16 protein-coding genes and 1 riboswitch are annotated in these 22,235 nt (G+C 64.9%); of the genes, 11 read left to right on the top strand and 5 right to left on the bottom strand.

Annotated elements, in window-relative coordinates:
* Window positions 1–25 precede the first annotated feature (25 nt).
* Complete coding sequence (locus tag ACVI1L_RS09095; RefSeq protein ID WP_456782733.1) at window positions 26–2,569, bottom strand: MASE1 domain-containing protein; 2,544 nt, start codon at window positions 2,567–2,569, stop codon at window positions 26–28.
* Between the two features lie 556 nt (window positions 2,570–3,125).
* Between ACVI1L_RS09095 and ACVI1L_RS09090 the strand changes: the two genes are divergently transcribed.
* Window positions 3,126–3,680, top strand: coding sequence for a hypothetical protein (locus tag ACVI1L_RS09090; protein WP_253588773.1), 555 nt, complete (start codon window positions 3,126–3,128; stop codon window positions 3,678–3,680).
* A 110-nt stretch (window positions 3,681–3,790) separates the two neighbouring features.
* On the opposite strand, the gene ACVI1L_RS09085 is transcribed toward ACVI1L_RS09090, so the two are convergent.
* Window positions 3,791–4,858 (bottom strand): LysR family transcriptional regulator, encoded by a 1,068-nt coding sequence (locus tag ACVI1L_RS09085; protein WP_456782732.1) that lies wholly within the window; start codon window positions 4,856–4,858, stop codon window positions 3,791–3,793.
* A gap of 82 nt (window positions 4,859–4,940) precedes the next feature.
* On the opposite strand from ACVI1L_RS09085, the gene ACVI1L_RS09080 reads away from it, so the two are divergent.
* Window positions 4,941–5,420 carry a hypothetical protein gene (locus ACVI1L_RS09080; RefSeq protein WP_210262858.1) on the top strand — a complete coding sequence of 160 codons (480 nt, stop codon included), beginning with the start codon at window positions 4,941–4,943 and terminating at the stop codon, window positions 5,418–5,420.
* A 398-nt stretch (window positions 5,421–5,818) separates the two neighbouring features.
* Here the strand turns inward: ACVI1L_RS09080 and rpmE are convergent, their stop codons facing one another.
* Window positions 5,819–6,046, bottom strand: a complete 228-nt coding sequence (rpmE, locus tag ACVI1L_RS09075) for a 50S ribosomal protein L31 (protein ID WP_016845230.1) — start codon at window positions 6,044–6,046, stop codon at window positions 5,819–5,821.
* A gap of 194 nt (window positions 6,047–6,240) precedes the next feature.
* Here rpmE and ACVI1L_RS09070 point away from each other — a divergent pair, with 194 nt between their 5' ends.
* The 6 genes from ACVI1L_RS09070 (at window position 6,241) to ACVI1L_RS09045 (ending at window position 15,521) form a co-directional block, all read left to right on the top strand.
* Window positions 6,241–8,097: an ABC transporter ATP-binding protein/permease gene (locus ACVI1L_RS09070; protein WP_456782731.1), complete on the top strand. Its 1,857-nt coding sequence runs from the start codon at window positions 6,241–6,243 to the stop codon at window positions 8,095–8,097.
* Window positions 8,098–8,249: 152 nt separating this feature from the next.
* Window positions 8,250–8,642: a hypothetical protein gene (locus tag ACVI1L_RS09065; RefSeq protein ID WP_456782730.1), complete on the top strand. Its 393-nt coding sequence runs from the start codon at window positions 8,250–8,252 to the stop codon at window positions 8,640–8,642.
* 153 nt (window positions 8,643–8,795) lie between these two features.
* On the top strand, window positions 8,796–10,286 hold the full coding sequence (locus ACVI1L_RS09060; protein ID WP_057017717.1) for an amidohydrolase family protein: 1,491 nt from the start codon (window positions 8,796–8,798) through the stop codon (window positions 10,284–10,286).
* 1 nt (window position 10,287) lies between these two features.
* Window positions 10,288–11,217, top strand: coding sequence for a CobW family GTP-binding protein (locus tag ACVI1L_RS09055; protein ID WP_141340056.1), 930 nt, complete (start codon window positions 10,288–10,290; stop codon window positions 11,215–11,217).
* A gap of 228 nt (window positions 11,218–11,445) precedes the next feature.
* A riboswitch (cobalamin riboswitch) is annotated at window positions 11,446–11,640 on the top strand.
* 105 nt (window positions 11,641–11,745) lie between these two features.
* A complete protein-coding gene (locus tag ACVI1L_RS09050; protein WP_456782729.1) occupies window positions 11,746–14,019 on the top strand; it encodes a TonB-dependent receptor in 2,274 nt (757 codons plus the stop codon).
* A gap of 2 nt (window positions 14,020–14,021) precedes the next feature.
* Window positions 14,022–15,521: a PepSY domain-containing protein gene (locus ACVI1L_RS09045; RefSeq protein ID WP_456782728.1), complete on the top strand. Its 1,500-nt coding sequence runs from the start codon at window positions 14,022–14,024 to the stop codon at window positions 15,519–15,521.
* A gap of 7 nt (window positions 15,522–15,528) precedes the next feature.
* Here the strand turns inward: ACVI1L_RS09045 and ACVI1L_RS09040 are convergent, their stop codons facing one another.
* Together ACVI1L_RS09040 and gspD are read right to left on the bottom strand one after the other, a co-directional pair.
* The gene (locus tag ACVI1L_RS09040; protein WP_253625332.1) at window positions 15,529–16,002 is read right to left on the bottom strand and encodes a tetratricopeptide repeat protein; all 474 of its coding nucleotides are present in this window, start codon (window positions 16,000–16,002) and stop codon (window positions 15,529–15,531) included.
* A 76-nt stretch (window positions 16,003–16,078) separates the two neighbouring features.
* Window positions 16,079–18,466, bottom strand: coding sequence for a type II secretion system secretin GspD (gspD, locus tag ACVI1L_RS09035; protein ID WP_194295345.1), 2,388 nt, complete (start codon window positions 18,464–18,466; stop codon window positions 16,079–16,081).
* A gap of 336 nt (window positions 18,467–18,802) precedes the next feature.
* Here gspD and ACVI1L_RS09030 point away from each other — a divergent pair, with 336 nt between their 5' ends.
* Genes ACVI1L_RS09030 through gspG form a run of 3 tightly spaced genes read left to right on the top strand, consistent with a single transcriptional unit; the run spans window position 18,803 to window position 22,228 of the window.
* Window positions 18,803–20,479: a GspE/PulE family protein gene (locus ACVI1L_RS09030; RefSeq protein WP_253588781.1), complete on the top strand. Its 1,677-nt coding sequence runs from the start codon at window positions 18,803–18,805 to the stop codon at window positions 20,477–20,479.
* 4 nt (window positions 20,480–20,483) lie between these two features.
* Complete coding sequence (locus tag ACVI1L_RS09025) at window positions 20,484–21,695, top strand: type II secretion system F family protein (RefSeq protein ID WP_229190387.1); 1,212 nt, start codon at window positions 20,484–20,486, stop codon at window positions 21,693–21,695.
* 17 nt (window positions 21,696–21,712) lie between these two features.
* Window positions 21,713–22,228 carry a type II secretion system major pseudopilin GspG gene (gene gspG / locus ACVI1L_RS09020; RefSeq protein WP_229190386.1) on the top strand — a complete coding sequence of 172 codons (516 nt, stop codon included), beginning with the start codon at window positions 21,713–21,715 and terminating at the stop codon, window positions 22,226–22,228.
* The last annotated feature ends 7 nt before the right edge of the window (window positions 22,229–22,235 follow it).

The following is a 22,235-nucleotide window of genomic DNA, read 5'->3' as shown; positions in this document are numbered from 1 at the left end:
GCTGCTGCTGCAATGGCGCGACCGGTCAATTTCTGCGTGAGGCTTCAGTCGTGTTTGACGTCATGGGCGTGCCGGATGATCGCGGTGGTCGCGGCGGCGCAAGATCGTGGATAAAATCTCTCAGTGCGTCGGTATCGAACGGCTTGCGGAGGATTTTTAGACTTGGCGGGGCTGCTTTTGCGGCATCGCTGTAGCCGGTTGTAAGGGCGATCGGCAAACCGGGGTATCGCGACCGGACTTCTCTCGCGAGCCCGACGCCATCGATGGTCCCGGGCATGACGATATCGCTGAAGACGAGATCGATCTTTGTACCGGCGTCGAGCAATTTCAGCGCCGCTTCGGCCGAATCTCGATAGATCGTGTCATAACCCAGATGCTCGAACAGCGAGGAAGTCACATCCGCCACCTCGGGGCTGTCGTCGACAACGAGAACCGTCTGCCGCTGCGGCTGCCTTGCTCTTGTTCTGGCAGCGGCCAGCTCTTTACTGGTGGTCTGCTCGTCTGCGCAGGACGGCAAGTAGATTGTAATCGTTGTTCCCTGTCCAACCTTGCTGTCCGCCGTCACCGTTCCGCCGGCCTGGTGCGCGAAACCATAGACTTGGGACAAGCCGAGCCCGGTACCCTTGCCGACCTCTTTGGTCGTGAAGAACGGATCGAACATCTTGGACAGCAGGTTTGGCGGAATGCCGGTGCCGGTATCGCCAAGCGCGATCGCAAAGAAAGCCTTTGCGCGGCGATCGCCGCCGGTTTCCTGGTTCGCGGTCACCGCATGCACGGATAAGGTGAACGTGCCGCCGCTTGGCATTGCATCGCGCGCATTGACGGCGATGTTGACGATCGCAAGTTCCAGCTCGGCGAGGTCCACCTTGACCGACGCGACACCCTCGCCGACGTTCTCATTGTACACGATGTTCCCGCGCAGCGAGCTCTCGATCATGGTCCGCATGTTCTTGATGGACGCATTCAGATCGACGACCGTCGGGCTGAGATGCTGATGACGAGAGAATGTCAACAATTGGCGTGTGAGGCTTTCGCCGCGTTTGGCCGCGGTCTGTATGGCTTCAATTGCCTTGGGCAGTTTTGGATCAAGCAGGCGTGTGAAGATCTGGGCGCTGCCTCCGATGATCATCAATAGATTGTTGAAGTCGTGTGCAATCCCGCCGGTCAGCTTGCCGATTGCCTCCATTTTCTGCGACATCGCGAGCTGTTCGCGTGCCTGAACCAGCTTCTCTTCCGCGTCGCGTCGCTCGGTTGCGTCCCGCAGAATACTGATGAAGCCGATCAGATTTCCTGAGTCATCATGGCTCGACGAGACCGAGCCCGTGATGAAGAACGGCGTACCATTCTTTCTGATGCGCCAACCCTCTACGTCGTACTTGCCTCTTTCGATTGCCGTCTCCAGCGCGTGTGTCGGCGAACCCGCGCGGCGTTCATCCGGCCGATAGAATATTCCAAAATGCTTGCCGATGATTTCTTCCGAGGTGTAGCCGATGATCTTTTGAGCGGTGCTATTCCAACTCGTAACGTGTCCTTCTCTATCAAGCGCAAAAATCGCATAATCGACGACGCCTTCGATAAGGGTTTGGAAGTGCCGTCTGATGCTGTCGAGCGCCGAAGCGTTCCGTTCAAGTTGACCGTTCAACTGGTCCTGCACGGAAAGCAGATGGGCTTCCGCGGTGTGACGCGTGGCGATTGCCGCTGCCAGGGCAAGAGAGGGGGCCGATACGGTGATCGAAAGCACGAGCAGTGACAACAATGCTCCGTTCGGATCCGTTTTCGGAAACGGATCATTACCGAACGCGAAACCCCAGACTGCGATTCCGGTGAAAATGAGCGCAGCCGTAGCCGCGGTGCATCGATTGCCGCGCAGACCGGTCCAGATCAACGGGAGCAAAGCCAGAAAACCCAGCAGGCTGCGATGCGGCAACGCCACGTTGAGATCGTCGCTGACGAGGTCACTGCCGATGAGCGGGCTGTAGGCTACGATCCCAATGAGACCAGCGAGAGCGATAACTGCGATCGATTCCAACAGATCCCATCTGGAGGAAATCCGTAAGGGCATCATCGCCCAGAGCACGATGACCGGAGCAATCACCAGGATCGCGGCTGCGTCGGCAAGCCACCAGGTCAGCCCGGCGGCGACGGAATCGGGAAAGCTCGGTTCGTTGACGAAGATGGATCCGGCCAAGGCGGAGAATGAACTGATCATCGCGGTCGGCGCAAAGGAGACACCTGCAAACTTTGCGACACCGGATGGCGTGGCAAACGTCTGGCAACCGTTCGACCAGCGTCCGATCAGCCATGTCCCGGCCAGTGCAGCAAGGAGGGTGCCGATCCCGGCGGCGACAAATTCCAGGAGCGATCGGTCGGTTATCAGGTAAGGCGCGACGGCGCCCACCAGGATCGCGGGCCAGATCCGGTAGCCACGCAGCAGCATAAGCGCGAGCGCAACCCCGGTTGGCGGCCACAGCGGTGTCGCGGTCGGATTGATAGCGGGAAGGAAATGTGCGGAGGCCGCAAGGCTCCCGTAGATCGCGGTGACGATAAAAAGTTCGATCGAGTAGGTCACAGCGCTCCGAGCATCGCCAAAAGCGAAAATCCCGGCCTTATCGAACCTTGCCCGTTCCATCACAAGCCTTTGCGGTGGGCACCTCAAGAATGCGGTAGGGAACGACCTGGCACCCGGTTCCATGTCACCCGAAGGAGGGCGATCGTATTTTCGCCAAGTCGATGACCCCTGCCAAACACTCAACGCAGTTTTGACCAAAGCATGGCCGCTGGATCGAGAGTAGGGGGCGCCAGCAACTTCTGAACAAGAGACCATGGGGCAGAACCGCTGACCTAACGGCGTGGGCCTGCAAAATCGACCCGATTCCGCCGCGTGTCGGCGTCGTTCAAGTAACCGCTCCGGGTCAAAGGCGAATATCGGCAAGAGCCGTTCGAGCTCAGCTTTGGGCTAGACGCCGGAACGGTGCGAGCGGTGGGCGTTCTCTCGCCGCCATGTCGACGTCGATCGTGAGACACCGGGAGATTTATCCTCAACCCTAGGTAGCCAAACTCGGGCTGTATGGTACCGTGCCCTCGTCGGGACGGCATTTCCGTCCCGGATTTGGGAGGGCTATGTCATGAGATTGCCGTCGAGCCTTGTCGCGCCTTCAGCCGTCGCCGTGTTGTCAACTGTCTGGCTGTGCGGCCCGGCAGCGTCGCAAACAGACCCAGCCAAGCCGCTTCCCTCCATCACGGTCGAGGCGCCGAAGCCGGTGGCAAGGCCAAATCGTCCGACACAGGTGGTGACCACGGGGGTATCTCACCGGAGATCGAGAACCACCCAGACGTCGTCGTCAACCGCTCGAGCGCCGTCGCCGGCGCCGGATTCAGTGCTGGGCAGGATTGCCGCGCTGGAGAAAGTCGCCAGCAATTGCAACGGTGGCTGCGAATCGAGCCTCCCGCATGGCAAGGACCCTTGGGTCGGGTGCAGCGAGTCGACGGGCGGACAAACCCACGGACCGTTCTCGTCGACGTGCCGAGACAACCTCACCTACAAGTCCTACGTCGATTGCGTCGAGACCAAATGGTTCCTGGGCGAGTACCGAAACAGGGCCTGGTGGCTTTGCAGCAGCCTGCAGGCCGCGGGGAAGTTTAAGGTCGCCGAACTCAAGCGACCGAAACGTCCGCGCTAGGTTCGCCGTCGGAATCCGCGCGACGGCGCGAGCTACCATTTCATGTTCGTGATTGAGTCGTTGTTGCGGGTCCCGGAAGCAGGCCATCCGCGGCAATTCCCGCAAGGCGACTACGCCTTTGTTTCTTCCGGCCTCGGTAGAGGGGAGACGCGCTTGGCAAACTCGCGTCCCGGATAGTGCTGGCCGCAATAGGCGACGAGTTCGTCGATAAAGGATTTGGCATAAGGAGCCAGAAAGCGCTGCGGATCCCAAGCCACCGCAGTCCATCGCCCGATCGAGGCGCCCCTGTGAATCAGCGGAAAGACGCGGACGCCTGCGGACGGGATCTGGACATTCGACGGCACGATGGCGACATCGTTGCCGCCTTTTGCCAGCGCGAGCAAGGTGTGAGGCGCTGCGCTTTCGAGGATCACGCGTGGCCTGATGTGTGCGACGTTGCAGGCGGCATCGAACCAGCCGCGAGATGCGAAGTCCCGCCGCAGGAGCAGCAATGACTCTTCGGCGAGTTCGGCAATCTCCAGCTTCCGCCTGCTTGCGAAGCCATGCCGCGGCGAAACCGCAGCAAGCATATGGACGGGAGCCAGCAACCGGCGGTGATAGCCGTCGTCGGCGGCCGGAATGATCGCGAGATGAACGTCGCCCCGCTGCAGACGATCCGGAACGCGGGCACCACCATCCTCGATCAAATCGATGGCCACGGAGGGGTGCTTGCGCCGGAACAGGGGGAGGAAATTGGCGAGCACCGTTTCCATATGTTGGGTGCTGCAGCCGACGCGCAGCGCGCCGGCCTTGCCGGTTCTCAGCGCGCGGGCACGCTCGCCGAACGATTCGGCATCCTGCAGGAGACGGCGGCCGCGCCGTAGCAGATCCTCGCCTTCTGAAGTCAGTTTGATCCCGCGGCCGACGCGATCGAACAACGGAATCCCGAGTTCGTCCTCGAGCGCCTGGATCTGGCGAGAGGCCGCCGGCTGGCTCAGACGCAGCTGTTGTTGAGCGGCGGCAAAGCCGCCTGCCTCGGCAACGACGACGAAGGTGCGCAGCTGTCGAAGGTCCATTTTCAATGCACCAAATGCATGAATAGATGGATAATAAATGCATTGGACACATTGAGCAAGCCGCGACATCCTTACGCGGCCCAGCCGAGATTTGTCCAAAAGGGGAATCGCGATGTTTGACACCGAGCGTTTCGTTGCCGACTGCCGCGCAGCGTTCGCGGCGGACCCGTCTCACCGAGCCATTCATGAGGTCGTTGCCCGCGCGATGTCTGAACCGGCTGCGGTATTCAAGGGACTCGGCGAGCCGCAGCGTCCCGAAAGCCGCGCGCTCTTCCATTCCGAGACGCTGACCATCCTCAACGTGGTGTGGCCCCCCGGCTATATCGTGCCACCTCACGACCATCACATGTGGGCCGTGATCGGCGTTTATGGGGGCCGTGAGGACAACGTCTTCTGGCGGCGCATTCCGAGCGAGCCGAACAGGATCGAGGCTGCCGGCGCCAGGGCCTTGTGCGTGCGCGATACCGTGCCGCTCGGCACCGACATCATCCATTCGGTGATCAATCCAATCGACCGGCTGAGCGGCGCAATCCACGTCTATGGCGGCGATTTTTTCGCCACGGAACGGAGCAAATGGGATTCGTTGACGCTTGAAGAGGGCCGCTCCGACCGCGAAGAAGCGCGCCGCAACTTCGAACGGGCGAGCGCGCGCTACGAAGCAAGTCTGCGCGAGGCCGCCGGCTGACTGCAGCGCGCTTAAAGAAGTAGCCCATCCATGCTTGCTTGCAGATGTATGACCCAAAAGTCGAGCCACACATTCAGTGTCGTCCCGGGCTTGACCCGGGACCCATAACCACAAATGACAGTAGTTGCGCGACGCTGGGGCCGCAGCCCTCTTCAACAACACAGCCCTGTGGTTGTGGGTCCCTGCTCCCGTGCGCAATTGCGCACTAGGCAGGGGCGACGATTGTGGATGGAGGCCGTGCCACACATTCGCTGTCGTCCTGGCCTTTGCCAGGACGACGCATCGGGAGGATCGCGGGCCCGTTCAGCCCGCCGGTCCGGAGCGGCCCCCAAAAACAAAAACGCCCCCGAGACGGGGGCGTTTTGCGTGTGGTCGCCGGGGCGATCCCGAAGCGGACTTTAGTCCTTCTTGAGGAAGCCCGAAAACTTCTTCTGGAAGCGCGAGACGCGGCCGCCGCGATCCATCAGCTGCTGGGTACCGCCGGTCCAGGCCGGGTGCGACTTGGGGTCGATGTCAAGGTTCAGCGTGTCGCCTTCCTTGCCCCAGGTCGAGCGGGTCAGGTACTCGGTGCCGTCGGTCATGACGACCTTAATCGTATGATAATTCGGATGAATATCGGCTTTCATGACAGTTCCTTCGGCGCGCCGGCGCCCGTCTCAAGATGTCTGGAATACGGGATTTGCGCGGGTCTATAACCCATGGAGCCCGCCAAAACAAGCCAAGAAAGGGCCTAAGCCCATCACCGGATTGGGACTTTACCGGATTTGCCAGCCGGGGGTCGGCGGGCCTATGTGGGGGGCGATAGAACCGGTCTAGATTGATGAGCGTAGCCGAACAGCTTGAGACCCCGCGCGGCGCCCCGCAGCCTCCGCGCGACGCGTTGCTCGATGAGGAAGCCTTCATCGAGAGCCAGATCACGGAGCCGGCGAAGAGCCGTGCCCGGTTGCGGCCGTTGCTTGCGCTCGCGCCCTATGTGGCGCGCTACAAGGGCCGGGCGATCCTCGCGCTGATCTCGCTGACGATCGCCGCGATCACCACGCTGATCGTGCCGGTCGCGGTGCGGCGGATGATCGACATGGGCTTCACGCCCGAAGGCATCGCGATGATCAACAGCTATTTCAGCGTGATGATCGCGGTCGTCGCGGTGCTCGCCTGTGCCAGCGCCTCGCGCTATTACCTCGTGATGACGATCGGCGAACGCATCGTCGCCGATCTCCGGCGCGACGTGTTCGCGCATCTGATTTCGCTGTCGCCCTCGTTCTTCGATTCCGCGCGATCAGGCGAATTGGTGTCGCGGCTCACCGCCGACACCACTCAGATCAAGTCCGCGGTCGGCGCGTCGGTGTCGATTGCGCTGCGCAATCTGATGCTGTTCTTCGGCGCCGCCGCGATGATGGTGATCACCAGCCCGCGGCTGTCCGGCTTCGTGCTGCTCGCGATCCCGATCATCGTGATTCCGCTGGTGGCGTTCGGCCGCTGGGTGCGGCGGCTGTCGCGCACCGCCCAAGATACGCTGGCCGATGCCAGCGCCTATGCCTCCGAGCTGGTCAACGCGATCCGCACCGTGCAGGCCTATACTGGCGAACGGCTTGCCAGGACGCGCTTTGCCGGCGAGGTCGAGCAGGCCTATCAAGCCGCGCGCAGCTCGACCAAAGCGCGGGCGGTGCTGACGTTGATCGTCATCTTCATCGTGTTCGCCAGCGTCGTCGTGATCCTCTGGGTCGGCTCGCACGACGTGCTGGTCGGAACCATCAGTCCGGGCCGGCTCGGCCAGTTCATTCTCTATACGGCGTTCGCCGCGAGCGGCCTCGGCCAGCTCAGCGAGGTCTGGGGCGAGGTCTCGGCCGCATCGGGCGCCGCCGAGCGGCTGTTCGAGATCTTGCGCGTCAGGCCGCAGATCGCGGCGCCCGCGTCGCCGCGCGCGCTGCCGCAGCCGGCGCGCGGCGATGTCGGCTTCGACAATGTCAGCTTCGCCTATCCGACCCGGCCCAACGCGCTTGCGGTCGATGAAGTGTCGCTCTCGGTCCGGTCAGGTGAGAAGGTCGCGATCGTCGGCCCGTCCGGCGCCGGCAAGAGCACGCTGTTCCATCTGCTGCTGCGCTTCTACGATCCGAAATCGGGCACCATCTCGCTCGACGGCGTGTCGATTCGGCAGGCCGATCCGGCCGAGGTGCGCGCGCGCATCGCGCTGGTGCCGCAGGATTCCGTGGTGTTCGCCGCCAGCGCCCGCGAGAACATCCGGTTCGGCCGGCCCGATGCGACCGACGCCGAGGTCGAGCGTGCCGCCGATCTCGCCCATGCCACCGAATTCCTGCGCCGCTTGCCCGAAGGCTTCGACACCCAGCTCGGCGAGCGCGGCGTGACGCTGTCAGGCGGCCAGCGCCAGCGCATCGCGATCGCACGCGCGATCCTGCGCGATGCGCCGCTGCTGCTGCTCGACGAGGCGACCTCGGCGCTCGACGCCGAGAGCGAGACGCTGGTGCAGACCGCGCTGGAGGAACTGATGCGCCACCGCACCACGCTGGTGATCGCGCATCGGCTGGCGACCGTCTTGTCCTGCGACCGCATCATGGTGATGGACCAGGGCAGGATCGTCGAGCAGGGCACCCACGCCGAACTGGTCGCCGCGGGCGGACTCTACGCCCGGCTGGCGCGACTGCAGTTCGAGGGGATCTGAGCGAATTGGGCCTCGGCGCGCTCCGCCTATGCGATTCCTATGCGATCGGGCGCGCGCTCCCCTCGAAAACCTATTCCCGCGCAAGGATAGTCGCGCCGCGCCCGACCTCCCTCGACAGCCGAAGGACGTCAGGCGCGCGGGGTGTTCGACTGATGCGCGAGAATGCGACCGAACCGGAGAGCAAGCTGCTCCGTGCCTGGCAGCTTGCCGTGCTGCGCTTCGCAGTGACGCTGGGCGACGACGATCGGATGCACGCGCTCGGTGTGGCCGGCGAGGTCGACCGGCTGGGTGGCGCGGCCGATGACGCCTTCCACTTCTTCCGCAGGACGACCGCGGAGCTGTGCGCGGCGATCTCCGGTCAGGGCGCGGATCAGGAGGCCGTCATCCGGCGATTCCTGGCGAAGATCGACAACGTCAGGCTCAAACGTGCGGTCGAGGCGGCGATCGCCAGGGACCGCACGCCGCCGAAACTCGTGACGAGCCGCGTGAAGCCCGGCCCCGATCTCTGGCGCGGGCTGCCGTCGCGGCGTGCAACCGGAACGTAGGAAGGGCCTCACTCTGCAATCGCCATCACGGCGCGGCGGATATTCCGTCACAGCATGTCGCCACAACCCTGGCCGGCTTGCTGCGATCAGTGCGATGCGCTTCTCTGTGCTCGACAGGAGACCGGTCGGTTTCGGAATGCGGGGAGTGGCGAGATGGGTGGCTTGGTGATCAGCGGCGGCCGGGTGGTGGATCCGGCCAGCGGGATGGACGCGATCGGCGATGTCGCCGTGGTCGACGGCAAGATCGCCGCGGTCGGCACCGGCCTCGGCGGTTCCGAACGGCAGATCGACGCGACCGGGCTCGTGGTGGCGCCGGGCTTCATCGACCTGCACGCGCATGGCCAGACCATTCCAGCCGACCGCATGCAGGCGTTCGACGGGGTGACGACCTCGCTCGACCTCGAGGCCGGCGTGTTGCCGGTCGCGTCCTGGTACAAGCGCCAGGCCGAGAAGGGCAGGGTGCTGAACTACGGCGCCGCCGCCAACTGGGCCTTCGCGCGCATCGGTGCGATGACCGGCTCGAATTCGGAGAGCTCGCTGGAATCGTTTGGTGCCGCGATGCGCGATCGCCGCTGGATCGAAAACGTCGCGACCGAAGGCGAGGTCGGCGGCATCCTGGAGCGCCTCGCCAATGCACTGAACGAGGGCGGCATCGGCATCGGCATTCTCAACGCCTATGCGCCGGGCGCCGGCGTGCAGGAATTGACCGCGGTGTGCCAGCTCGCGGCGGATCATGCGGTGCCGACCTTTACCCACGTCGCCTACATGTCGCGGATCGATCCCGAGAGCGCGGCGGAAGCCTATATCCGCCTGATCGGCTATGCCGGCGCCACCGGCGCGCATATGCACATCTGCCACTTCAACTCGTCGAGCAAGACGGATATCGAGCGCTGTGTCGCGCTGATCGCGAAAGCGCAGGCGCAGGGCCTGCCGATCACGGTGGAGGCCTATCCCTACGGCACCGGCTCGACCGTGCTGGCGGCGACCTTCTTCAGCGATCCGAAATTCGAGGAGCGCAACGGCCTCGGCTACGATTCGGTGCAGCGCGTGACCGACGGTCACCGCTTCGGCAGCCGCGAGGAATTGCTGGCGGCACAGGCCGAAGAGCCCTCGACCTTGGTGCTGTGGCATGTGCTCGACATCGAGAACAACGCGCATCATCGCGATCTGCTCGATATGGCGGTGCTGTATCCGGGCGGCGCGATCGCCTCCGACGCGATGCCGTGGACGCTGTCGGACGGCCGCCCCTACAGCGGCGACGCCTGGCCGCTGCCCGACGATGCCACCTCGCATCCGCGCTCGGCCGGCTGCTTCACCCGCTTCATCCGTGAATGGGTGCGCGAGCGCAAGAAAGTGTCGCTGCTCGAGGGCATCCGCAAATGCGCGCTGATCCCGGCCGAGATCCTGTCGGCGAGCACGCCGGCGATGCGGGCCAAGGGCCGGCTGCAGGTCGGCGCCGACGCCGATGTTGTGGTGTTCGACTACGAGACGCTGAGCGATCGCGCGACCTTCTCGGCGATGAATCGTCCGGCGGAGGGCGTGCGGCATCTCGTGGTCAGCGGCCAGCCGCTGATCAGCGATGGTGTGCTCGATGTCGCGGCGCGTCCCGGCCGGCCGGTGCGCCGGCCTATCACGGGGGGCTGAGGTGCCGGTCCCGATCCTGCTGGTCGCGGGCTTCCTCGGGGCGGGCAAGACCACGGTCGTCAACCATCTGCTGGCGCATGCGCAAGGGCGGCGCATCGCCGCCGTGGTCAACGATTTCGGTGCGATCAATATCGACGCCGAGCTGATCGCCGGCGCCAGCGACGGCGTGGTCAGCCTGAGCAATGGCTGCATCTGCTGCACGCTGGAGGGCGACCTGCTGCGCACGCTCGCCACGTTGCTGCGGCGTGATCCGCGTCCCGAATTCATCGTGATCGAGACCAGCGGGATCGCCGATCCCGCCGACATCGTGCGCAACCTGATGGATCCCGTGATCTGGAAGGAGGCGCCGCTGGAGACCGTGCTGTGCGTGGTCGACGCGACGCAGCCTGCGGCGATGCTGAACGATGCGCTGCTGCGCTCGCAGCTCCGGGCGGCGGATGTGGTGGCGCTGAGCAAGGTCGATCTGACTGACGCCGCTGCGTGCGCCGCGATCCGCGACGCCGTGCGCGCGGTGCGTCCGGCGGCCGTGGTGGTCGATGCCTTGCATGGCGAGGTGCCGGCCGCGCTGCTGTTCCCAGCGGACCTCGATCATGTGTCGGCGCCGCGCGAGACCGCGCCGCGACGGCCGTCGTCCGATCGCTTCGACACGCTGAGCTGGACCTCGGAGCGGCCCGTCGTGCTGCCGCGCTTGCAGCAGGCGATCGGCAGACTGGCGCCGAAGCTGGCGCGGGCGAAGGGATTGTTCGAGACGGTGGAGCAGCCCGGGCGGCTGACCGTGCTTCAACTCGCCGGCGGCCGGGCGACCCTGGCTGCGGGCGGCGTGCCGTCGCCCGGCGTGCCGCGCACGCGCATCGTGTTCATCGCCGAGATGGGTGCGCTGTCGCGCGCGGAGATTGATGAGGTGATGCAGGGATGCGTCGAGGCTCAGTGACGCGAACCTACGTTTCCCGTCATCCTGAGGAGCCGCGAAGCGGCGTCTCGAAGGATGAATCGGCCGCCAGCCGGGCCGTGCATCCTTCGAGACGCGCGTGCCCCGCTCCTCAGGATGACGGGTTGCCTTTCGGCGTCAGCCCTCGACGTCGCTGTGTCATCGCCGCCGCAGCATCTCGCAAAGCATGTGTGCGACAATCGCATCGAATTGACAGCCTTGCCGGCACCACCTATCGTTTTTGCCGACGGTTCCCTTCGGGGATCAAAAGGGAATGCGGTGCGAGGGTAACCCCAATGCCGCAGCTGTCCCCGCAACTGTAAACGGCGAGCCTTTCGTCAATTTGCCACTGGGCCAGCGGCCCGGGAAGGCGTCGACAGGCGATGACCCGTGAGCCAGGAGACCTGCCGTCAGTCGTGGTCATACGCGAGCACATCGGGCGGGGGCGTCCTGGTGGGATCGGAGCACTGCCTTTTCGGCAATGCGCCATCCGCGTTCGCGGTGACGTGCCACGTTACCGCGAGTCCTTTCATGTCTCCGTCCTCTCCCGTTGCGCGCAAATGGCGCCTCGGTCTCGTCTGCTCCCTGTCATCGCTGTTGCCGGCCGAAGGCTCGGCACAAACACCGCCACCAACCAGGCTCGATCCGATCGAGGTCGCGCCTTCCGCTGTGGCAAGGCCGAAGCCCGCGGCGCGAAGCCGTGCCGTGGCCGCCGCGGCGCGGCCGAGGCCCGCGACGATCGCAACAACCGGCAACACGCCGCGCGTCGCAGCGTCGGGCGTACGGGGATCGGCATCGCCGACGCTCAATGCCACCACGCAGGGCGGCACCGGCAGTCGTCTCAACCTGACGCCGCTGCAGACACCGGCCAGCGTCGAGATCATCACGGCGCAGACCATCGCTGAACGCGGCCAGCATAATGTGCTCGATGCCGTCACCCAGGACGCGGCCGGGTTCGTCGCAACGCCGGCGCCAGGCAATGGCGGCCTGTCGTTCAGCACCCGCGGCTTTGCCGGCAGCAACTCGGTGATGACGCTGTATGACGGCACGCGCTTCTATATCGGCTCCGGCACGCTGACGTTCCCCTACGACACCTGGTCGACGCAGCGCATCGAAGTGCTGCGCGGCCCGGCCTCGGTGCTGTACGGCGAAGGCGCGATCGGCGGCGTCATCAACGTGATTCCGAAGAAGCCGCAGAGCACGCCCTATAACGAGGCCGAGGTTTCGCTCGACAGCAACATGACGCGGCGGCTCTCGGTGGACAGCACCGGTCCGATCAATCCCAATGTGTCGTACCGCATCAACGCCACCGGCAACATGTCGGACAGCTGGGTCGATCGCGACAAGACCTCGAACGCGGTGGTCTCCGCTGCCGTGCGGGTGCAGGCGTCGGACAATCTCGCCTTCACGCTCTCGGAAGATTACGGCGATCGCAGCCCGTCGCGCTATTTCGGCACGCCGCTGATCAACGGCGCGATCCAGGACGCGCTGCGCTTCAAGAACTACAATGCAGCGGACAGCGCGATCCGCTATCAGGACAGCTGGACCCGGTTCAAGACCGAGTGGGACGTCGCCGACGGCATCAAGGTCAACAACACGCTGTATTACCTGACCAGCGAGCGGCACTGGCGCGACATCGAGAACTACACCTGGAATCCGAAGACCCAGCTGATCGATCGCACGAGCTATATCGAGATCTTCCACGACCAGAAGCAGCTCGGCAACCGGATGGATACGACCTTCAGCGGCCACGTGTTCGGCCTTGCGAACCAGGTCGTCGCCGGGTTCGACGTCAACCGGATCGACTTCACCCATACCAACAACTCGCCCTATGGCGGCGCGTCGTCGGTCAATCCTTATGTGTTCGATCCCGGATCGTTCTTCGCCACGACGACGGCGACCACGCCGGGCTTCAACGCGATCGTCAATCAATACGCGCTGTTCGCCGAGGATCGGCTCTCGCTGACCGATCAGTTGTCGCTGGTGACCGGGGTCAGGTATGATCGCCCCGAAGTGGACCGCACCGACTACAAGACGCCGGCAAACAGTTTTGAGACGACGCTATCGGGCACTAGCTGGCGCGCGGGCCTCGTTTACGAGCCGATCAAGAACCTCGCGTTCTATGGCCAGTACGCGGTCGGCGTCGATCCGGTCAGCAATCTGATCTCACTGTCGACCACGCAGAAGACATTCCAGCTTGCGACCGGCAAGCAGACCGAGATCGGGGTCAAGCAGTCGTTCTGGGGCGGCCGCGGCGAGTGGACGCTGGCTGCCTACGAGATCGTCAAGACCGGGCTCACGATTCCCGATCCCGGCAACCCTACCGGCGGCGTGGCATTGCAGATCGGCCAGCAATCATCCCGCGGGGTCGAAGGATCGATCGGGCTCGCGCTGAACGACGGCTGGCGCGTCGACGCCAATCTTGCGCTGTTGCGCGCCAGATACGACAACAACAGCCAGGTGGTCGGCGGCAAGATCGTCAGCTTCAACGGCAATGTCCCGGTCAACGTGCCGCAGCAGGTCTCGAATGTCTGGCTGACCTGGGATTTCGCGCCCAACTGGTCGGTCTATGGCGGCGTGCAGATCGTCGGTGCGATGTACTCCGATCTTGCCAACACCCAGCTGCGTCCGGGCTACAATGTGGTCAATGGCGGCGTCAGGTGGAAGCCGGATAACCGCACCACGGTCGCGTTCCGCGTCTACAACCTGTTCGACAAGGCTTACGCGGTGACCTCGAACGGCACCGGGCAGTGGCTGCTAGGCATGCCGCGTACCGCCGAATTGTCCGTCAACGTGAAGTTCTGACCATGCGCAACGCTCTGATCCGGCGCGGGCGGCGGTGGCTCTATATCGTCCATCGCTGGATCGGCATTGCGACGTGTCTCCTGTTCGCGATGTGGTTCATCTCCGGCCTTGTCATGATGTACGTGGCCTTTCCGCGCCTTACCGACAGCGAGCGCCTCGCCGCGCTTCCTGTCATTCCCTGGAGCAAGGTGCGGGTCACGCCTGATCGCGCGATGGCGATCGCAGGTGTCGAGCGTTATCCGCGTGACCTGCGGCTTTCGATGATGGACGACACGCCCGTCTATCGGGTGACCGGCTGGAAGGGAGGGACGATCACCATTTCGGCGACCGACGGCAGCGTGATTGACCGGATCACGCCGGACCAGGCGCTGGCCATTGCCGCTCATCATCCGCATGCCTTGCAGCCTCGCTTGATCGAAACGATCACGCGCGACCAATGGTCAGTCACGTCGCGCTTCGATCCGTTGCGGCCGCTCTATCTGATCGGTCTCGGCGACGCCGATGGCACCGAGCTCTATGTTTCCTCGCGCACCGGCGAGATCGCGCTCGACACCACGCGTTGCGAGCGGATCTGGAATTGGCTCGGCTCGATCCCGCACTGGATCTATCCGACCGTGTTGCGCAAGGACGGCCCGCTGTGGCGGGATGTGGTGCTGTGGATCTCGGGTGTCTGTCTTGTCGTCGCGGTCACCGGCTTCTGGATCGGCGTCCTCCGCCTGCGGCTGATGCGCCGCTACGCTGATGGCGCCGTCTCGCCCTATCGCGGCTGGATGGCCTGGCATCACATCGCCGGCCTGGTCGGCGGCATCTGCGTCTTGACCTGGATGTTTAGCGGCTGGCTGTCGCTCAATCCCGGCGGCGCGTTCTCCGGCCGCGGCGTCACCCGCGAGATCGCGATCGGCTATAGCGGCCATGACACGGCCGACATCGTCGCCGGCTTCCAGTCGTCGCCATCGATGCCTGCGGTGGAGGCCCGCTTCGTCTGGATCGGCGGACACCGGTTAATGTTGCTCGACGACGGCAACGGCGGCCGCAGCATCGCCGATCCTGTGACCGGTGCGCGGATGACCCTCTCGCGCGACGAGGTCATCGCTGCCGCCCGACACGCAATGCCCGGCGCTGCGATGACATCAGCGCGGCAGCTCGATGAACCCGACGCCTATTGGTACACGCTGCACCAGGCGCGCGAGCTTCCGGTATTGCGGATCGGGTTCGACGATCCCGCCCGCACCTGGCTGCACATCTCCCCCGTCACCGGCGAGATCCTCGAGCGCAGCGACGACAGCCGCCGGTCCTACCGCTGGCTGTTCAACGCGCTGCACAGCCTCGATGTCCCGCTGCTGCTGCGCATCTGGCCGGCGCGCGACGTCGTGGTGTGGCTGCTATCGGCGGCTGGTACGATTATCTCGATCAGCGGGATCGTGATCGGGTGGCGCCGGTTGCGGCGGCGGAAGGTACGAGGCAGGCGCGTGTCGGCGGGCCTCGTGCGCACACCCCCGTAAGGCGCGATTACTTGGCGGTCAGGTGCACGTCCGGCGCCGGCCGATCGGGGGCCCATTCCAGTGCAAACCGCTGACCGGCGATGATCTCATAGGTCGAGAGCTTGGATGCGACCGCATCGCGGAAACGGAGATAGGCATCGCGCTGCCGCCCGTTCGAGCGGGCCGCGGCCAGATTGAGCCATTTGTAGGCCAGCACGAAATCCGTCGGAACGCCGTGACCCTTGTCGTACATCAGGCCGAGCTGGGCCTGCGCGAACGGGTCGCCCTGCACGGCGCCGCGATAGTAGCAGTCGGCGGCGGCTGCGTAGGCCTGCGGCACGCCGAAGCCGTGCTCATACAAGAAGCCGAGCATGCCGAGAGCGCGCGGATTGCCGCGCTCGGCGGCCGGCGCGAGCTCCCGAGCCGCCCGGACATAGTCGCCGCGATGGAAGGCGGCCGATCCGCGCGCGACGCTGTCGGCGCTCGCGACAGAGGCGGTCATCGCCCAAAGCGCGATCGCAAGCGAAGCCGAGAGGCCCGTCCGTTGTGCGAGAACGCGGCGCATCCTGCTGCCCGGCTCAGTGATAGCTGGTGGTGATCGGCGCATTGGTCGATGTCGTGGCGATGCTGCCGCGCAATTTCGATCGAAGCTCCTCGGCCACAGTCTGGGCGTCGGAGCCGTTGCGGATGATCTGCGGGCGGATGAAGATGATCAGCTCGGTACGCTGGGTGCCGTTGCTCTGATGTCCGAAGGCGTCACCGAGGCCCGGAATCTGGTCGAGCACCGGAAGCGCGTTGCGGGCGCCGCTCTGCTGTTCGCTGATCAGGCCGGCCAGCAGCACGGTCTGACCGTTGGCCACCGAGATCTGGCTCTTGACCCGTCGCTCCGAAACGGTCGGCGTCAGGTTGACCGTGCTGCCGCTGCTTTGGGGAACGTTGCTGATCTCCTGCTCGACATCGAGCCGCACGGTGCCGTTCACGCTGACGCGTGGCGAGACCTTCAGGATGATGCCGGTGTTGCGATAGTCGATGGTGTTGACGACGGTGTTGCTCGTGGTCAGCACCGTCGCGCTGCCGGTCGAGACCGGGACGACGTCGCCGACCTGCAGGGTCGCGACCTGGTTGTTGATCACCACCAGCGAGGGATTGGACAGCACCTTGACGCTGGTGACGGCGTGCAGCGCATCCAGGATCAGGCTCGGCTGCGTTGCATTTCCGATCAGGAAGTTGAAGCCCGGGAAGCTCTGGTTGATGAAGGCATTGGTGAGCGACCCCGCGACCGAGACCGCGCCGGTGGTCGCGTCGGTGGTGGTCGCGGGAGCGGAAGTGGCCTGGGTGCCGAGGATCGAGCCGGTGTTCGGCTTCAGGCCGAGGTTCTGGCTGGTGAGATAGGTCTGCACGCCATAGGACAAGGTGTTGTTGAGCGTGACCTCGGCGATCGTCGCGTCGATCGCGACCTGGAGCTGCGGCTCGTCGATCTGCAGCAGGGTCGACTCGATAATGCGGTAGTTGGCCTGGTCGGCATAGATCAGGAGATTGTTGTTCACGACATCGGGCGTGATCCGGACGTCCTGCATGACGGGCTGCCCGTTGCCGCCGCCGGCACCGCGTCCGGCATCCAGCGCGGCATTGTTGCCCTGGCCCGGATTGTTGGGATTGTTCGCTTGCCCGCCGGCGCCGAATCCCTGGCCAAGGCCCTGGCCTGTTGCGCCTGTCCCCGACGTGCCGCGGGATGCGAAGCCGCTCATGCCTGAATTCGCGCCGTTGTTGTTGTTGAGCGACAGACGGTCGGCGACGCTCGAGGTCGACGAGGTGCCGGAGCCGGGCGCGAGCTGGCTGTCGGCACTGTCGAGCAGGTTGCCAGACGATCCGCCAAGGAACATGTCGGTCAGGACCCGCGCGATCTGGCGCGCATCGCCGTATTTGACGCGGTAGACATGGACCGAGGTGCGCGCCGTGTCGTTGCGGTCGAGGCGCTTGATCCAGGTCGCGGCCGTGTGCAGCATGTCGGGCTTCTTGGTCACCACCAAAATCGCGTTCAGGCGCGCGATCGGCATGAACTTGATGACATTCTGGCTGAGGCCGTTCTCGCCGGAATCGACGATCTTCTCCAGCTCGGCAATGACAGGCGCGGGCGAGCCGCTCGAGATCGGGAAGATGCCGACGGATTGGCCGCGCATCCAGTCGACGTCGAAACTGAGCACGGTATCGACCGCGGTGCGGCGCTCGGCGCCGGTGCCCTGGATCAGCAGCAGGTTGCGTGTCGTGTCGGCGCGGATCGCGCCCGCCCTGGTGGCGAAGCTGTCGGTCAGCTTCATGAGGGTCTGCGCCGACACATATTGCAGGGGGACCACCGAGATGCCGAATCCGGGTTCGGGATTGGCCGCCGCAGCATCGACGCGGCCGCCGCCGACGGCGTCGCCGAGCGGCGTCAGGCGATAGCCTGCCGTATCCTTGAGCAGCACAACGCCGCTCAGGCGGAGTGCGTTTTCAAGCACGAACACCATGTCGGACTTCGGCACCGGGCGGACCGAGACCAGGCTGACCGTGCCCTGCACCCGCGGGTCGATGGTGTAGCCGACATGCAGGATGTCGCCGAGCACCACCTTGGCGACGGTCGCCACCGGCGTGCTCTCGAAATTCAGATCGAAGCCATTGCCGTTCGACGCCGGCTGAGGCCGCGCGTCCGCGACCGCCGTCACTTCGCTTCCGTCATACATCGCCGCGCGGACGCTGCCGCTCTGGCTGCCGCCCGTCGCCGCCAGTGCGTTCGCCGGTTGCGGCTGGCGCTGCGCCAGGTCCAGCGAGCGCACCTTGTCGGTGACGTCGAGTTGGGATGCGTCCACGCTCTCGCCGACCGTCGCAGAATTGCAGGACGCCAACAGCCCCAATGACGTCAAGGCAAAAATGGCTGCGAGGCCGCCACGGATCGTCGGGCAGCGGCCCACTGTGCCTACGCGTTGCATGAAGGCCCTTCGCTTTGACTAACTGAAATTTCGATTGCTTGCGACGATCGGTCCTGCCCCGGAGGGACTCTTAGCGATCGAACATGACAGAAATAAATTGGTTACATGATTGTCGTTCGCGACCTGCCCATCGCATCGCACCTAAACTGTGCAGCCGGCGCGCTGCTTGTGTCCGCGATGCCACCCTCAAAGTTTCTTGAGCGCGACGAATGATGTGACTTCGCACAGCTGTCACACTTCGGATCGATAACCGCACAATTGCCGGGAGCCGAACGCGACGGCACGCAGCGGCACTTGGCACGAACTGATCCGGGATAGTGTGGCGGGATATCGAGAATGGCCAACGACCTGTCCGTTCGGTTCGTGGATTATCTGCGTCAGAACAATCACCTGGCGCCGAGCGATGGAACGGCCGAGCGGACCGGGCAGGGCGCCGACGCAAGGCAATCGAAGCTGTGGGAGGTCACCAGCCTCTCGCCGACCGACTTCGCCGACGAAGCCGCGCGCTTCTTTGCGCTCGGCCGGTTGACGCTCCAGGAGATGACGTCGGCCGAGCCGCTGGTCGGGGCGTTCTCGCCGCGCTTCCTGCGCGAGACCATGGTCTATCCGTGCCGGGCGGTCGACGGGACCACGGTGCTCGCCGTCGTCGACCCGACCGATCAGGCGACGCTGCGCGCGGCACAGATCGTGCTTGGCGCTGATATCAATGTGAAAGTGGCATCGTCAGAAGACGTCGCCATCGCGCTGAACAACTCTTCCAGCACTGAAGAGGCCGAGGCCGCCGATAGCGCGGCGGCGCTGCCCCGCGAAGACGACATCGAGAGCCTGCGCGATCTCGCCAGCGGCGCGCCGGTGGTGCGCGCGGTCAACGATCTGATCGAAAAGGCGGTCGAGCTTCGCGCCAGCGACATCCATATCGAGCCGTTCTCCGGCGGGCTGATGGTGCGCTTACGGATCGATGGTCTGCTCCGGCCGGTCGCCGCGCTGTCGGGCGTGCTGCCCCAGGCGGTGGTCTCCCGCATCAAGATCATCGCCAACCTCAATATCGCCGAGCGCCGCCTGCCGCAGGACGGCGCGGCGCGGCTGCGGGCCGGTCGCACCGACATCGATATCCGCGTCGCGATCATGCCGACGCAGCACGGCGAATCCTGTGTCATCCGCATCCTGCCCAAGGATCGCGGCTTGCTGGTGGTCGAAAAGCTCGGATTCTCCGAGCCTGACGAAGCCAAGCTGCGGCGGCTCTTGAAGCTGCCGCACGGCATGGTCGTGATCACGGGGCCGACCGGCAGCGGCAAGACCACGACGCTGGCGACGATCCTGTCGATCCTCAATGAGCCGAGCCGCAAGATCCTGACCATCGAGGATCCGGTCGAATACGAGCTTCCCGGCGTCAACCAGTCCCAGATCAAGCCCGCGATCGGCCTGACCTTCGCCACCGCCCTGCGGTCCTTCGTTCGCCAGGACCCTGACGTGATCATGGTCGGTGAAGTCAGAGATTCCGAGACCGCGCATGTCGCGGTGCATGCGGCGCTGACCGGGCATCTGGTGCTGACGACGCTGCACACCGAGACCGCGGCTGCCGCGGTGCCGCGTCTGCTCGACCTCGGGGTCGAAGGCTATCTGTTGCGTTCGGTGCTGCGCGGCGTGATCGCGCAGCGTCTGGTCCGGCAACTCTGCGAGCGCTGCAAGACGGCGCGGCCGCTTGCAACAGCCGATTTCGCCGAGGACCCCCGGCTCGCCGCGCTCGGCTTCAAGGCCGACGAGATCATTCACGAGCCATGCGGCTGCGAGCGCTGCGGCGGGACCGGCTATCGCGGCCGCCTCGGCGTGTTCGAACTGCTCGAACTGTCCAATGAACTGCGCGAACTGATCGGGGAGCGAACCGACGGGCTGAAGATCGATACGATGGCGATCCGCTCGGGCATGACCACGATGCTCGACGATGGGGTCGCCAAATGCCGCGCCGGATTGACCTCGCCCGCCGAGATCCTCCGCGTCGCAACGGTGCGGTGACGCCGTGCCGAATTATCGCTATCGCGCTCTGACCCAGGCCGGCGAGATCGTGAACGGCACGATCTCCGCCCCGACGGCGGCCGAGGTGGCGCGGCGGATCGAATATCTCAAGCTGCTGCCGATCGAAACCACCGAGGACAAGCGCGCATCCGGCGCCGTCGGCGCCCGCAGCCTGTTCGGCGGGCCGAGCGCGGCCGAGGTCACTACGTTCACGCGTGATCTCGCACTGCTGCTCAAGGCCGGTGCGCGTCTCGACGATGCCTTGGAGCTGCTGTCGGGCGACGCGGACGTGGGCCGGATGCGTCCGGTGGTGGCGAAAATTCGCGCCGCCCTGCTCACCGGCGAGAGCTTCGCCGACGCGGTCGCCGATCATCCAACCCTGTTCCAGCCGATGTACATCGCCCTGGTCCGGGTGGGAGAAATCTCCGGCACGCTCGATTCTGTGCTGGAGATGCTGGGCACCGAGCGCGCGCGTTCCGAGCAGATGCGGCGCAAGCTGACCGACGCCATGCAATATCCGGCCTTCGTGCTGGTCGCGGCGTCCGGCGTGATGCTGTTCTTCCTGCTGTTCGTGCTGCCGCAATTCTCGACCGTGCTCGGCGATTTCGGCGGCAAGTCGGACACGGCGCTCGCCAGCTTCATCGCGGTGTCGGATTTCCTGCGCGCCAATGCCACCGCGGCAAGCCTGATCAGCGCGGCGACGATTGCGCTCGCATGGTGGCTGTTGCGGCAGTCGGGCGTCCGCGCCGCGCTGGTCAACGCCATCTCGCGGGTGCCGGGCATCAGCAGCGCCTTCCAGTTCTATCGCGCCAGCCTGTTCTGCCGCAATCTCGGCGTCCTGCTCGGCAGCGGCGTCAACCTCACCGCCGCGTTGCGCATCCTGGTCGACATCATGTCAGTGACCGGAAGCGAGGCGAACTGGACCGCCGCCGCCGACCGCGTCCGCCATGGCGGCAAATTGTCGGAAGCACTCGCCGTGGCGGACAGTCTGCCGCCGATGGCGGTCCGCATGCTGCGGCTCGGTGAAGAGACCGGGCAGCTGCCGGTGCTGGCCGGGCGGGTCGCGGAATTCTACGAAGCAAAATTGCAGCGCAGCCTGGACCGGGTCGTCGGCATCGTCGGTCCGCTGGCGATCATCACGATCAGCACCGTCGTCGGCGGACTGATCGTGTCGGTCATGACGGCGCTGCTCTCGGTCACGCAGCTAGTCGGTTAGAGCAGGGGTCATCGGCCATGATATCGCGCAACACCATCATAAAGGCATTCGCCACGCGAGTGGAACGCGCTCGCGCGCCGTCGCAAAGCCAGAGGCGTTCGGGGCAGGAGGGCTTCACGCTGGTCGAGATGCTGGTGGTGATCGCGATCATCGGCCTGATCATGGGGCTGATCGGCCCGCGCGTGCTCAACTATCTCAGCGAATCCAAGGTCAAGACCGCGCGCATTCAGTTGCAGAGCTTCTCCAGCGCGCTCGACCTGTTCTATCTCGACGCCGGGCGCTTCCCGTCCACGGCTGAGGGGCTTGCCGCGCTGGTGCGGCGCACGCCGGGGGTCGCGGCCTGGAACGGCCCGTATCTGAAGGGCGGCAACGTGCCAAACGATCCCTGGAACCACCCCTATCTCTATCGCTCGCCCGGCGAGCACGGACCCTATGACATCGTCTCCTACGGCTCCGATGGTCAGGAGGGCGGCAGCGGCACCTCGGCCGATATCTCGCTCGAGAAGACCACCGCCGCCAACAACGACCAATAAGGATGCA

Source organism: Bradyrhizobium sp. USDA 4516 (genome assembly GCF_054055915.1).
Note: the sequence above shows the minus strand (reverse complement) of the source record. Positions and strands in the feature narration are given on the sequence as shown.

Excerpts from the sequence above, each read along its gene's own strand:
- rpmE (WP_016845230.1), bottom strand. The coding sequence starts at position 6,046 with ATGAAAGCCGATATTCATCCGAATTATCATACGATTAAGGTCGTCATG.
- ACVI1L_RS09060 (WP_057017717.1), top strand. The coding sequence starts at position 8,796 with ATGGGTGGCTTGGTGATCAGCGGCGGCCGGGTGGTGGATCCGGCCAGC.
- ACVI1L_RS09050 (WP_456782729.1), top strand. The coding sequence starts at position 11,746 with ATGTCTCCGTCCTCTCCCGTTGCGCGCAAATGGCGCCTCGGTCTCGTC.
- gspG (WP_229190386.1), top strand. The coding sequence starts at position 21,713 with ATGATATCGCGCAACACCATCATAAAGGCATTCGCCACGCGAGTGGAA.
- ACVI1L_RS09040 (WP_253625332.1), bottom strand. The coding sequence starts at position 16,002 with ATGACCGCCTCTGTCGCGAGCGCCGACAGCGTCGCGCGCGGATCGGCC.
- ACVI1L_RS09030 (WP_253588781.1), top strand. The coding sequence starts at position 18,803 with ATGGCCAACGACCTGTCCGTTCGGTTCGTGGATTATCTGCGTCAGAAC.
- ACVI1L_RS09065 (WP_456782730.1), top strand. The coding sequence starts at position 8,250 with ATGCGCGAGAATGCGACCGAACCGGAGAGCAAGCTGCTCCGTGCCTGG.
- ACVI1L_RS09080 (WP_210262858.1), top strand. The coding sequence starts at position 4,941 with ATGTCTGAACCGGCTGCGGTATTCAAGGGACTCGGCGAGCCGCAGCGT.
- gspD (WP_194295345.1), bottom strand. The coding sequence starts at position 18,466 with ATGCAACGCGTAGGCACAGTGGGCCGCTGCCCGACGATCCGTGGCGGC.
- ACVI1L_RS09090 (WP_253588773.1), top strand. The coding sequence starts at position 3,126 with ATGAGATTGCCGTCGAGCCTTGTCGCGCCTTCAGCCGTCGCCGTGTTG.
- ACVI1L_RS09070 (WP_456782731.1), top strand. The coding sequence starts at position 6,241 with ATGAGCGTAGCCGAACAGCTTGAGACCCCGCGCGGCGCCCCGCAGCCT.
- ACVI1L_RS09045 (WP_456782728.1), top strand. The coding sequence starts at position 14,022 with ATGCGCAACGCTCTGATCCGGCGCGGGCGGCGGTGGCTCTATATCGTC.